Raw genomic sequence first — 12,881 nt, 5'->3', positions numbered from 1 at the left:
TCGGCCTCAAGGAGGCCGCTGCGCCCGCCGTATGGAATGCGGTCCTGTTTGATCGATAAGCCTTCCTACCTATATGAACTTTCTCAACCTGCTTACCTATTTGCACCAGAACCTACGGGCGTACCTGCGATGCCAATCAAGGCACCCGGCAGAAGGCCGCGCCTCAGCATCTCTTTGCGAGACGGAGTCCGATCGTTCTTTTCCATTATTCGATGTTGCATAAGCGACAAAGCCCACGACGCCTGAGTCGGCTAATCGTGGGCTGCGAGTGGGATTGTGCTTCAGGCGTGCGCGTGGGCGCTGCTGGCCTTGGTGCGCCCTTTGGCGGTCTTTCGGGCGGTAGCATTGGCACGAGCCTTCGTCGCCGTACCGACGCCACGTTTCGCGACCGTCGCAGCCCTCTTCGCCGCGGCAGGCTTCGCGGCGGCCTTTGCCTTGAGCTTCGCCTTCAAGTCTTCCCCGGGCTTCGTCAGCGTAAGGTGCAGGCCCATCGCCCCGATCACCTTCATGATCGTCGCGAACTCAGCATTCCCCTTGTTTGAGAGCGCCCGGTACAGCGCCTCACGTGCAATGCCCGACTCACGCGCGAGCGCCGTCATGCCTCGCGCCTTGGCAACGTCCCCGAGCGCCGCCTGAATCTCGACCGGGTCGCCACCCTCGAACGCTTGCGCAAGGTACAGCCGATAGTCGGTTTCGCCCTTCAGGTACTTCGAGGCGTCGAACTCCATCAGCTCGCTTACTTTCATTTCAATCCTCCAACTCTTTCGCGATGGCCTTCGCCCGCTTGATGTCTGCGGACTGCGTGGACTTGTCCCCACCGCACAAAATGATCACCAGGACGTCGCCACGCTGCGTGAAATAGACGCGATACCCCTTACCGACGTCGATCTTCATCTCCGAAATGCCGTCGCCGACTGCACGCCAGTATCCGAGGTTGCCTAAGGCAATGCTGATCAAGTCCACCGTTCACGACTGTCACGCGTTATAGCGTGAGCATGCAACGGGGAAAGCAAATAACGATGAAGCAACTGACACTGGCGATGGCTGTCGATCAATGCGCGGGATTCGGGACGCAGCGCAAACCTACGCGACGCGAAGCGTTTCTCGATGAAATGAACACGATCGTGCCGTGGGCGCAGCTGTGCGCGGTGGTGGAGCCGTTTTATCCGAAACGCGGCAATGGTCGCCCGCCGATTGCGCTGGAGCGCATGTTGCGAATTCATTTTGTGCAGCACTGGTTCAATCTCGCCGACCTTGCATGCGAAGAGGCGCTGTACGACAGCCTCAGCCCGCGCCGTTTCGTTGGCATTGACCTTGGCAGTGAAACGGTTCCGGATGCCACCACGCTGCTCAAATTCCGGCATCTGCTGGAAGAGCACAAGCTGGGCGAGCGGATCTTCGCGCAAGTGGGCGTGGTGCTGCAGGCGCGCGGAGCAAAGCTCAAGAGCGGCACGATTGTCGACGCCACGCTGATCGGTGCACCCTCGTCGACGAAGAACAAGGAGAAGGCCCGTGACCCCGAAATGCACCAGACGCGCAAAGGCCAGCAATGGTATTTCGGCATGAAGCTGCATATCGGTGTGGACAGTCAGAGCGGGCTGGCTCATAGCGCGGTCGTAACCGCCGCCAACGTACACGACAAGCATCCGCTGCCACAGTTGCTGCACGGTGAGGAGCAACGCGTCTACGGTGACAGCGTATACGCAAGCCAGAAAGCACTGATTCACAGCAAGGCTCCAAAGGCACGTGAGTTCACCAACAAGCGCACGCGTCGCAAGGACGTCGTCGACGAAGTGGCGCGGCGCAAGAACCGCAACAAGTCGAAGATCCGTGCCCGGGTCGAGCATGTGTTTGCGGTCGTGAAGCGGCTGTGGGGCTTCACGAAGGTTCGTTATCGCGGGCTGGCGAAAAACGCCAATCGCGCCTTTGTTGCGCTCGCGCTGGCCAATCTTTACATGTGGCGAGCTCGCTCGAGGGCACAGGTGCGTCCGAGAGAGCCAAAGACGGGCGAAGAGCCCGTGCGGAGCACCTCAAGGGGCCCAACATGAGCTGGAATGCTCGTTTTTACGGCTGTTATTCGCGATCTCAAAAGCTTACACATGTCTTGGTCGCAACCCGTTGTGTTTACACGGCTTGATCAGCGTAGCCCTAACACTGCACGCTTGAGCCGAGCGGTAATCGCCGTCGCAGCCTGACGATCTCGTACGCGGGAAAGCCAGGCGTCGAATTCGGGGGTAAGGATCAGCTTTGTCATGCGTGTCATTGTAACCCATGGGTCACGATTCATCAACGTGCAGCCCGCCTCGGCCGGCAGAGCAGCCGGGCTTTGCGGCAGTCAACTATGCGCGGTCGCGAACGGATCCTTCGTCGAACGTACCCTTACGAGGTGATTTCGTCGTGGCTCACTACTACAAGGTCACCCCGCATGCGCAGCTGCTGAGATGACCGATGTTCATCTCATGGCATACGACGTCGACTTTTCCGTACGTATCGGGCGGGAGCGCCCCACCCGTCCGTGCGCGCCGCGACGCTGGCGCAGCTTGAAATACATAGCTTGCTTCGTGGCCAACAGCTCATTGATATTCGCGCTGGCCGACGCGCTACAGGCTTCATATGTCCGGAACTCCGAACCCGGCACCGTTTGTTCTCTAAGAATAGTAATACGAATTAAATGCAATCATTTAATTTATGTATAAATTGTATGCGCAGATAAAGCACGCTGTACCCTGGGCGGGGGGGGCGTCAAGCCAGGTTTACGCCGGTTTCCGGCGCGCGAGCCACCGTGCCTATATATATCACGTTGTGATATAGAATCAAAGCGAGCCTTCCGGAGGCTGAAACGACGGAGGATGCGCCATGCTGGTCACGTTCCAGTCGAGCCGCGCCCGAAGTCGTAATGCCGGGACATCTCGCGCAGTTCCTGCTCGGCGTCGCCCATAAGCGGCTCGACATGCGCGGCGTCACTCTCCACGATCATCTCCCGGCGATGATCAGCCGTCTCGAGACAGCGATCTCTGAAGACTGTGCGACGCGATCGTGCGCGACCGTCGCCAGACACATATCGGGCCTGACCAGCCAGGAGCAACACGATGTCTACTTTACCGATGTTTCTCGTAGCCCCTTTCGCGTTAATTGTGGCCATGAACCGCGGCGTGACCCGCAGGGCAGACGCGCGGCTCCGAGCGCAATTCAATGCGGAGGGTCCGGGCAGTGAGGTGTCGCGCCAGTTAATGCGAGTTTCGGGGTTTAGCGTCTGAGCTCCTGCGTACCAATGGAAGATTGGCCGAGCATACTGGATGTATCGCTCGGGGCGCCGCGCCTTGGTCTCGCATGAACCTCTGACTGAAACCACTATCGCATCCGATCGTGGGTCGCGGTGCTGCCTGGGAAGCGGACGCTCGAAAGGAGTCGAACCGCCGCTCGGAGTCGGTCAAGTGTCCTCCGCGTCGGCCCAAAACGGTTGTGTCGCGGGGACGCTAGAATGCGCGTCTGACGAACCGGTACTGACCCGATGATGAAGAAAGTACCGACGCCACGAACGGCCCTTGCCCCAGGAATTGCGAAGGTTCAGAAGCGACTGCACTATCCGCGAGCAATCGTCAAGTCTGGTGTGTGCGGACGGAACGGCATGATCAGGCCGCAAGCGCTTGAGGAGCCGGTGTGCTTTCAATCGCCGGGATTCCGTCCTTGAAGGGAATGCCCTTCAGAAGCGGCTCGATCTTCTCTACGCCGCGGATCTTTCTCCATGACTTCTCGGCCGCTTCAGCTTGAACGCCATCGCGAGGAAGGTCGAGTCGAGCGCGACAGACAGTTGCGCGTGCGGCTCACGCGATGGCGTACCGTCGCAAACGTCGATTCGATCGGATTCGTGGTCCGCACATGCTACCAGCGCTCCGCAGGGACGTCATAGAACGCAAGCAGTTCGTCTCGATCTTTCGTGAGCTTCTCGACAGCCTTCGGGTACCTGCCGCGTACACGTCGACGAACTGATTGAACGCCACAATCGCATCGGCGCGCGTCGCGGCATCCCGGATCTCTGCGAGCGACGCCTTGACCTTGTCGTGCTGCGACTTGGGCATCGCGTTCAGGATATTTCCGACCTTATGAAACCAACGACGCTGATGTCGCGTCTACGGGAACACCTCATCGAGTGCCGCCCATAGTCCCATCGCGCCGTCACCACCCGCGAGCAGTGGCGGCGCCTGCAGGCCGCACGCTTTCGGATCGAGCAGTAGTTCAATCCACGACTGTTTCGATACAGTGGAAGTACTTGTACCGGGCCGTGGACAAAACGGGAGACACGATTGATTTCCTGCTGCGCGCCCACCGTGACAAGGCTGCCGCGAAGCGCTACTTTGAAAAGTCGATCGAGCGCAACGGCGATCCCGAGGTGGTGACGATCGGCAAGAGTGGGGCGAATTTCGCCGCGCTTGAGGCTATCAACGCCGGGCGCGAGACGCCGATCAGGACCCGTCAGTCGAAGTATCTGAATAACATCGTCGAGCAGGACCACCGCGCGATCAAGCGCCGGACCCGCCCGATGCTCGGATTCGAGAAATTTAGTTGCGCCCGCATTCTCCTAGGTGGCATCGAAGTCATGCACATGAACGTCAAGGGGCAATTGAACGATGGCGGCGTTGGTCAAACTCCCGCACAGCAGTTCTATTCGCTGGCTGGATAAGGAATCCATACCATATCGGTCTTGGCCGACCTCTCGCTCTTACTGCGGCGACAGAACCTGTCTCTTCAGCTCTCGCTACTACTGCGACGCGTTTTGCGGGAGCGCGAATGAATTGCTCGCCTTTCCACCAGCGAGGACGCTGCTTGCATGTCTGGAGAGTGATTCGCTGTTCGCGGTCGACTGGATCCGGCAACTGTCGCGGCAACGTATGCGCAGCCGTGCCCGCGAGGAGCGTCTGACGCTACGTTCGCCCCGCGAGCGTCCTGCATTGCCTGCGCCTCGAGCGAGACGACGAGGGGCGGTTCAAGCCGCCTGGCACACGCATGCAATGGGCGGCCACGCTCGGGATCGCGCATGAAACCTTGTATCGTACTCTGGTGAACCTGGAGAGGGAGGGGCTGATTGTGCGCGATGGAATTTAGATTGTGCTCGCGGAGATGTGACGCAAATTAACGAACGTGCAAGCCGCTCGCGATGTTGTTGATGCTGATCAACGTTGACCGATCAATGCTCGATACGGGTGGTTTCGTCCTGTTCACAGGATGCGATACTGTCGCTTCAGCCTTCTGGTTGACATCCGCGATGACCGGTACACAAACACTGCTGATCTACGGCGCGTTTCTGGCTGTTGCGCTGCTTTACGCGAGCACAGGTCAGGCTGGGGCTTCTGGATACATTGCCATAATGGCATTGTTGGGATATGAGCCCGACAGCATCAAGCCCACTGCGCTTGTCCTGAATATCCTGGTTTCCCTGGTCGCCAACTGGCGCTTCATTCGCGACAGGCATTTTAACTGGCAGTTGTTCTGGCCATTTGCACTTCCGGCCATTCCCATGGCGCTCTTGGGCGGCTATATAACGCTCCAGAAAACATGGTTTGAGTATCTGCTTGGCATCCTGTTGTTAATCGCTGGAACCTTGTCGCTGGCGCGAAAGCCATCAAATGATCACGCTGTGCGACCACCTTCCTGGCCGGTCGCGCTGGTTTGCGGAGCGGTTATCGGGTTTGCCTCGGGGCTGACCGGAGTGGGCGGCGGCGTTCTGCTAACACCACTTCTGCTGCTTTGTCGGTGGTCCTCCACGCGCACTGCCGCATCCGTTTCCGCGCTGTTCATCCTCTGCAATTCCCTGGCGGCGCTGGCAGGTAACTGGAGCGCCACAGATCACCTTCCCGATGGGACCGGTCGGTTGGCGTTGGTGGTGATCGTGGGAGGCTGGTTTGGGGCACATCTAGGCAGCCGTTGGCTATCGCCTCGCCAGATCCATTTTTTACTGGGCATTGTGATGATGGCTGCAAGTTTGAAGCTACTCCTGCCCGTTTGAATCGGTTGTGTCGCATTAGTGCGGGGACGCTAGTGTCGCGAGTTGGAAGTTCGTTTCATGGCTCTGTCAGGTTGGCCGATGTAGTCTGTCTTTGTGGCGTACGAGTAGTTATCCTTATTAGATAACCCTGTCTCCGGCCGCAGTGACAGTCCAACCATGCCACGTCGCGAAACGTTTCTGGAGCGCGGTACGATGACATGCCGCGTTCATCTGGTGTCTGGGCAACGCGAAGTGCTGCCGGATCGGGCCGAAGCACGAAAGAAACGCCTGCGTGCGACGCGCATCGCGAAAACCGCACATCTGGCGCTCCCGCCTGCGGGTCGGCTGGTGGCTGTTCTCGGCACGGTTGTTCACGCGTGCGGCTGCCTTGACGAAAATGTGCTTCACCTGAGCAAGCTCAGGAATGTCCGACTTCGCCGCCGGATAGCTGCGCAGCTGGTCGGTCACGATCTTGCGCGGCACCGGGTTTGAACGCAGCACCTGAGGAAGAAGCGCTTTGCCGCTGCCTTGTCGCGCTGCTTTTGCACAGGCACGTCCAGTTCAGCGCCATGCTCGTCGACCGCTCGCCACAACAGATACGGCTCGCCGCGCAGCGTCACGAACATCTCGTCGAGGTACCACGTACTGCCCGGCTTGCGCCGCGCCGCTTTGGCGCACTGGGCGAATCTGGCGCCGAACTTGCCGCACCAGCAACGGATCGTCTCATACGTGACCACAACACCACGCTCAAGCAGCAACGCCTCGACGTCGCGCAGGCTCAGGCTGAACCGGAAATACCAGCGAACCGCGCAGCTGATGACGACGGCAGGGAAGCGGTGGTCGTGATAAAGCGGCTTTGTCTTCTTCATTACGTCATTCTACCGCCCCCTCTCCATCAACCTGACAGAGCCCTCTGATGTGATGGACGACTCCCAGTTGTCAAGCAGGCTGACTCTCTGGCATTGGGTCGAGGTTGCAGCCATGTATCCGGGCTCATTTGGCAGCAATCGCTGCTGGCCCACGATGAATATCCGCGAGTGGGTACCCCATCAGAGCCACGGGCTTGATTGCCCTTGGTGCAAAGCGGGTTTGGCCCACCACGGTCCGACCGTTCTGTCATCGAATCAAAATCTGCTCAAGCAACCTCTGGAAGGTGGTGTTGTACCTACGTTAGAACCTGAGCCTGTTAGACCGTTGCGTCAGCTCGCACGGGAACGTGGCTAGTCTGATAGACCTGCTTGCGAATTAGCAAGGCCCACGCCGTTCGGGCGTTCTTTGCTGCACAGAGCCGCGCCATTCCTCGTGCGTGTACGCAGTCCCCGCGTGATTCCGTTCCAGACAAGGGTCGGGGGTTCGGAGCAGGCGCAGGCTCCGCAACCGTGTTGGGCGCGCGCGCAAAAACGCTGGCTGTGACTGCAGCGCCGTGAGATTTGATTTCGTGTTCAGTCGTCATTCTATCCACTCGTAATGGTCCGTGAAAAGCAAACGCAATAATTGGGCCAACGCCACCGCATGTGCATCGATCGCTAAGGGTTTCAAGCGCGGCCGCAGTCGAACTCAATGCCCTGCGATGGTTTGAGCTTTGCGATGTGGGGCGGTAAACGCTCAATCAGATCGCAGCAGGTTCGCGCGGTGGCCATCCGGTGAGCCTGTGCAGGAGGTAGGCGTACGGCCGAAGGTCGCTCGCGCTGCATGCAAGTACGACTCTGCCAACGGAGCCTGGCCATCTCGGTGTGGTGTGACGCATTTCTTCCAATCGTGCCGACGGATGTAGGAGATGTGGGCTTCCGGACAAACGGTGCCAAGGCCAGCGGCCGCCGGCAGCCACCGCGTCGACGAGTTCCTTGCCTGTTCGGGGTCCCCAGCGCACGCAAAAGGCAATAACTTCGCGATCGAAGTGGCGCCCGTTGAACAATCCGTCAATGTCTTTCAGCTTACGCATTGGCTCGTGCTCGTCAGAAACTCGAAGGTAACAAACCGGCGCATCCGAATGCACCACTACCAGTCGAAGGTTACGGCTTCCGTCCTGGCAAGAGCGCCCACAACGTGCTCGACGCCTGTATCGAACGCAGGAAAGTGAGCTACTGAACCCGACGAAATCCTGTTCGTAGATCGCGTTGAGTACCTCGACCGTTGCAAGCTGAACGAGCTTGTCCCCCAGCGCAGGCACGCCCCGCGGGCGCTTGCTGCCGTCGGCCTTGTCGATGTACACGCGTCTGACAGGCTGGGGCCGGTAAGCCCCTCGGGCCAGCCGGTCGGCCAGATCCAGAAGCCGCGCTTCCAGGTCCAGTCCGTACGACTGCCACGTCTGGCCGTCCACCCCGGCAGCCGCCTTGCGCTCAAGCGCAAAGTAGGCTGCCCGCAGGCGGTCGACCCCGTAGATGTGCTGCATCAGGGTGGTGAACTTCGCACCCGGTCGGCCTTTGGCCGCCTGTCGTATGCCGTCGAGTGCCGTTCCCATGTCATATTCCCGCCCCGATCTGCGGGACATGTGCGCTGCGACTGCATTGCCCTTGGCCTGCCGCCTTCCCTCCACCGTCTCCGCCGTCGGGGGAGTTGCACCCCCGACTTTGTTCGACAGCTTCTGCGGTGTCGGGTCGGAGGAGGCGCGCTGACGCGCTAGCCTCCGTCCGCCGCCCAAACCGTGCATGCAGTTCTCCCGCATCAAATGAGTTCGATCACATTTTGATGCGATATGTGGCGTTGGCTCAAATGTAGTCTTGCGGCGCCCGAGCCGGGATCGTCACAGGATCCGTCCAAGCTGAACGCCACATAAAAGCCTGCTACAAGGACCGGGGAAACGGAATTTGTCGCACCAGCGACGGATGGTCTCGTAGCTCACGACCACACCGCGCTCGAACAGCAACTCCTCTATGTCGCGCAGGCTCAGGTGGAACCGGAAATACCACCGAACCGCGTGGCTCATGACCGCCGCCGGAAACCGGTGGCCGTGATAAAGCGAATTGGCCTTCTTCATCAACACATCTTACCCGGCCACTTCGTCAACGTGACAGCGCCCTCGCATCAAGTGCCACACAGAACACTTTAGTACGCGATCGGCATCATTCAATGAATTTTTAACTCAAGACACTAGTCCGTTGAACCAGATGAATTGCACCGGATTCCTTCTCCGCACTCTTCAGCTTGCTCATCGCGGCTCGTCGGTTCGTTTTGTTCCGACAACTCTAACCCATTCGCCGGCCCTATTTGCACCAGAGCCAGCCTTCCTACCTATATGAACTTTCTCAACCCGCTTACCTAATTGCACCAGAACTCATAAATTTATCTTATGCAAAATTAACCACCATTTACTTGTATGAGGTATGGGCCGCCGTTAACATCTGTTTGTCGCATATGAGGCGAGAACGTTGTCGCGTTGAGGTTTTTGGGGTAAGCGTTTCATCAGGCGATAGAGGCGGATTTTGGCTGGTAGAGGGTGCCGTCGCGCAGCAGGTCGCAGCGTAGGCGGGCGAGGCCATTGGCACGAGAACAGTCCGAGTGGTCAGCGATGCACCGTCGAATGATCAACTGAATCTTCTGTATGGTCTGTGCATTGTCGCTCGACAGCCGATATCACTTGTTCGAAATAGACGTTAACGTCGTTAACGAACTCTGGTCAAAGTCGAAGCAGGGGAGCAAGTGAAGAATCTTCTGATTGCGTCGATCGTCGTCGTACTGGTTGGCTATCTCGGTATCAGCGGTATCGCGTATGTACATGACAAGGACTATGCAGAAAGGACGGTCGCAAGCCGGGCCGTATCCTCACAAGCGCTCGGCATCCGTGTAGTGTTAGATCGAAACGCGTGCTACTACTGCCATTCAAGGAAAGTGGTCCTGCCTAACTATGCCAAGCTACCGGGCATTCGTGAGCTAGCCGAACACGACAGGCAAACCGGGCTTACCCATTTTCGCATCGACAGCCTTTACGCGGCACTCCAGAGCGGCATGCCAGCTCCCGAGGCTGATCTTGCGAAGCTGGAAACCGTTGTGAGCGAACGCGCCATGCCGCCAAAACTGTTCCGCGTCGTACACTGGACGACCGGCCTTAGCGCCGACGATCGACGCGTACTTCTCGACTGGATCGCGTCACAGCGTCACACCGCATATGCGACACCCGGTGTTGCACCCGAGTTCGCTAACGAGCCGGTGCAGCCGTTGCCAAATTACTTGCCGACCGACGCGAATAAGGTTGCCCTCGGAAAGCAGTTCTTCAACGATACCCGACTATCGTTGGACAACACGGTATCGTGTGCGAGTTGTCACGCGCTGTCGACGGGGGGCGTAGACGGAAAGAAAGTTTCGTCCGGCGTGGGCGGACAATTGGGCACTGTCAACGCGCCGACGGTATTTAATGCTGCGCTCAACGACAGGCAGTTCTGGGACGGTCGCGCGGCGACACTGCAGGAACAGGCGGTCGGCCCACCGCTGAACCCGGTCGAAATGGCGTCTACGTCGTGGAGCGAGATCATCGATAAGCTAAAACAAGACTCGTCGCTGTCGCAACGGTTCTTGGCGGTGTACGCGAGCGGTTGGTCGAGCGCAAACATCACAGATGCAATCGCCGAATATGAGATGACACTGCTAACGCCGGGTCGCTTCGATGCTTACCTGCGCGGCGACAGGCATGCGCTGAATAGCGAGGAACTGCGCGGCTACCGGCTATTCAAGGCAAACCATTGCGCGACCTGCCACGTTGGCCAGAATCTGGGCGGGCAGTCGTTCGAGCGAATGGGCCTTGCGGCCGACTACTTTGCTGCGCGCGGCTACACCTCCACTGCCGACAACGGACGGGCGAACGTTACGAATGACCCGCTTGATCTCCATGCGTTCAAGGTGCCGACGCTGCGTAATGTGGAGCTGACCGCGCCATATTTTCACGACGGCAGCCGTGCTGATCTGCATGAAGCTGTGCGCGACATGGCGACGTATCAGGTCGGCAAGCAATTGTCGGACTCCGATGTCAACGCCATCGTAGCGTTCCTGATGACGCTAACGGGTACGCGTCAACCCGCCGTGAGCTACTGATCCGACGATCGCGGCTGATTCTTGTGAGGGGGGGCGAAGAGGGTGAGCGTTGATGCTGCTGCAGAGCGGAAAGGGTATCAACGCCAGACCGTCATCGGCCAGATCCGCCGGCAACTGGACTTTATGCACGGCGCCGGCAGCGGGCAGATCTGGCCATCCTGTTCGAATGCCCGGCCCACAAGCACAGGCATCATGCCCGCGCCACCGCACAGGCTGTCGAAGTGCTGCGCACGCTGCCTTTGCCGGCCCCCCAGATCGGCGATGACATGCGCACTGGCTGCCGGATCGTGCTGTGCGTGTCCTGTACGCGGCCGATATCCGGACCTTGGCCGATCTCACGGTACGGATTCCGCGTCGCCGACAGTGGTGGACCGTCATCCCGTGTCTCGGCCCGGCCAGCGCCAGAAGGATCGAGGCCTTCTTTGCCGCGCACTCGGCGCTCACCGAGCGGGCGCGCGCGCTGATCGTCGCGGACCGGCAGTCCGTTGTGACGCCCTGGGAACAACTGCGGCTACCGCACGAGTTTGACGGATCGGCCGGTGCCTTCCGCGCGCCAGCGTCGAGTTGCATCCTGGGCGTCGATAACGATTACGACGCCGTCCAGGCGTGGCTTGCATTGCATGAATCCCCGGCCACGCAGCGCGCCTACCGAAAGGAAGCCGAACGCCTGATCCTGTGGGCCATCGTCGCTCGCGGCAAGGCGCTGTCTTCCCTGACCACTCGCGATGCAACCGACTACCGGGCGTTTCTGCGCAGACCGACACCGCGCGAACGCTGGGTTGGACCATCTCGAGCGCGCAGCTCGCCGAACTGGCGCCCGTTCATTGATAACCTCTCGGCCCGTTCGATCGCGCATGTACAGGAGCGCGCCAAAGCGTTGCGGTTGTACGGGTTGCTGGCGCACTGGAGCGTGATTGCCGAGGCGTCCTGGGTCGAGCCGTTGGTGCAGTTGTTGACAGCTGCGTAAAACTGAACCGCCCCGGGTTTCCCAGAGGCTGTTTTGCTTGAGTCACGCCGCGATGGCGGACCCTGCGAGTTTTGAATAGTAAGCGGCCTCTGCCTCGGCAGGTGGAATGTTGCCGATGGGGCCGAAGAGCCGACGATTGTTGAACCAGTCAACCCGTTCGAGCGTCGCCATTTCAACGGCCTGCGGATTGCGCCACGCTCCGAGGCGATGGATCACCTCTGCCTTGTACAAGCCGTTGATCGTTTCAGCCAGTGCGTTATCGTAGGAGTCGCCCACGCTGCCCACTGACGGCTCGATGCCAGCCTCGACCAGCCGATCCGTATAGCGGATTGATACGTATTGCACGCCGCGGTCGCTGTGATGGATCAGCCCGTCCTGCTGCACCGGCTGTCGCTCGTACAGGGCCTGCTCCAGTGCGTCCAGAACGAAGTCCGTGGTCATCGACGAACTGACGCGCCAGCCAACAATTCGGCGGGCGAATACGTCGATCACGAACGCCACGTTAAGCCAGCCCCGCCACGTCGCGAGTGGAGTAAGAGACCGGGCGTAGTCGAGCTATCTCCCGGCCTCTCCTCCCCGAACCGGATTTGCACCTCTCAGCGCATCCGGCTCTCCGTTCAAGCGTTGCTCATAGCAAAGGCGACATCGGGATAGCGCGACTCGATAGTACTGCGTGCCTCATCGCGCAGGATGTACGGATTCTCCGACGGGTTACGCCACCTGAATTGACCCTTCCGGCTGGTAACAAGACGCCGAAGCGCCACCGTCCCGTACCAACCGGCTCTGGTGCAAATAGGGGCGGCGAATGGGTTAGAGTTGTCGGAACAAAACGAACCGACGAGCCGCGATGAGCAAGCTGAAGAGTGCGGAGAAGTTGTTCGGCGGACGCCATTTTGATCGGGAGAT

General features: G+C 59.4%; 5 protein-coding genes and 9 pseudogenes. 7 read left to right on the top strand and 7 right to left on the bottom strand.

Annotated features, from left to right (window positions below; all coding sequences use genetic code 11):
* Positions 1-470 precede the first annotated feature (470 nt).
* Together VSR72_RS43490 and VSR72_RS43485 are read right to left on the bottom strand one after the other, a co-directional pair.
* A pseudogene (locus tag VSR72_RS43490) lies at positions 471-746 on the bottom strand (addiction module antidote protein); the annotation flags it as partial.
* Position 747: 1 nt separating this feature from the next.
* Positions 748-942, bottom strand: a pseudogene (locus tag VSR72_RS43485) (type II toxin-antitoxin system RelE/ParE family toxin); the annotation flags it as partial.
* 77 nt (positions 943-1,019) lie between these two features.
* Here VSR72_RS43485 and VSR72_RS43480 point away from each other — a divergent pair.
* Both VSR72_RS43480 and VSR72_RS43475 read left to right on the top strand, forming a co-directional pair.
* Complete coding sequence (locus VSR72_RS43480) at positions 1,020-2,048, top strand: IS5 family transposase (RefSeq protein WP_342958336.1); 1,029 nt, start codon at positions 1,020-1,022, stop codon at positions 2,046-2,048.
* Positions 2,049-2,856: 808 nt separating this feature from the next.
* A pseudogene (locus VSR72_RS43475) lies at positions 2,857-3,022 on the top strand (DUF1840 family protein); the annotation flags it as partial.
* Positions 3,023-3,632: 610 nt separating this feature from the next.
* On the opposite strand, the pseudogene VSR72_RS43470 reads toward VSR72_RS43475, so the two are convergent.
* A pseudogene (locus VSR72_RS43470) lies at positions 3,633-4,256 on the bottom strand (transposase); the annotation flags it as partial.
* Positions 4,257-4,258: 2 nt separating this feature from the next.
* Here VSR72_RS43470 and VSR72_RS43465 point away from each other — a divergent pair.
* From VSR72_RS43465 to VSR72_RS43455, 3 genes and pseudogenes are all read left to right on the top strand, one after another.
* Positions 4,259-4,681: pseudogene (locus VSR72_RS43465) on the top strand (DDE-type integrase/transposase/recombinase); the annotation flags it as partial.
* 323 nt (positions 4,682-5,004) lie between these two features.
* Positions 5,005-5,103, top strand: a complete 99-nt coding sequence (locus VSR72_RS43460; RefSeq protein ID WP_342958335.1) for a hypothetical protein — start codon at positions 5,005-5,007, stop codon at positions 5,101-5,103.
* 61 nt (positions 5,104-5,164) lie between these two features.
* On the top strand, positions 5,165-6,004 hold the full coding sequence (locus VSR72_RS43455) for a sulfite exporter TauE/SafE family protein (RefSeq protein ID WP_342958334.1): 840 nt from the start codon (positions 5,165-5,167) through the stop codon (positions 6,002-6,004).
* Between the two features lie 117 nt (positions 6,005-6,121).
* Here VSR72_RS43455 and VSR72_RS43450 read toward each other — a convergent pair.
* From VSR72_RS43450 to VSR72_RS43440, 3 genes and pseudogenes are all read right to left on the bottom strand, one after another.
* A pseudogene (locus VSR72_RS43450) lies at positions 6,122-6,852 on the bottom strand (IS6 family transposase).
* Positions 6,853-7,592: 740 nt separating this feature from the next.
* Positions 7,593-8,444, bottom strand: a complete 852-nt coding sequence (locus VSR72_RS43445) for a hypothetical protein (RefSeq protein WP_342958333.1) — start codon at positions 8,442-8,444, stop codon at positions 7,593-7,595.
* 342 nt (positions 8,445-8,786) lie between these two features.
* Positions 8,787-8,960 (bottom strand): annotated as a pseudogene (locus VSR72_RS43440) (IS6 family transposase); the annotation flags it as partial.
* A 662-nt stretch (positions 8,961-9,622) separates the two neighbouring features.
* Between VSR72_RS43440 and VSR72_RS43435 the strand changes: the two are divergent.
* Together VSR72_RS43435 and VSR72_RS43430 are read left to right on the top strand one after the other, a co-directional pair.
* Positions 9,623-11,008: a cytochrome c peroxidase gene (locus tag VSR72_RS43435; RefSeq protein WP_342958332.1), complete on the top strand. Its 1,386-nt coding sequence runs from the start codon at positions 9,623-9,625 to the stop codon at positions 11,006-11,008.
* A gap of 209 nt (positions 11,009-11,217) precedes the next feature.
* A pseudogene (locus VSR72_RS43430) lies at positions 11,218-11,864 on the top strand (phage integrase family protein); the annotation flags it as partial.
* 153 nt (positions 11,865-12,017) lie between these two features.
* On the opposite strand, the pseudogene VSR72_RS43425 reads toward VSR72_RS43430, so the two are convergent.
* Positions 12,018-12,503 (bottom strand): annotated as a pseudogene (locus tag VSR72_RS43425) (DDE-type integrase/transposase/recombinase); the annotation flags it as partial.
* Positions 12,504-12,881: the final 378 nt, after the last annotated feature.

The sequence above is a fragment of the Paraburkholderia sp. JHI869 genome, assembly GCF_038900775.1.
In the GTDB taxonomy this organism is placed as follows: domain Bacteria; phylum Pseudomonadota; class Gammaproteobacteria; order Burkholderiales; family Burkholderiaceae; genus Paraburkholderia.
This window is presented reverse-complemented; position numbering and strand designations above follow the sequence as displayed.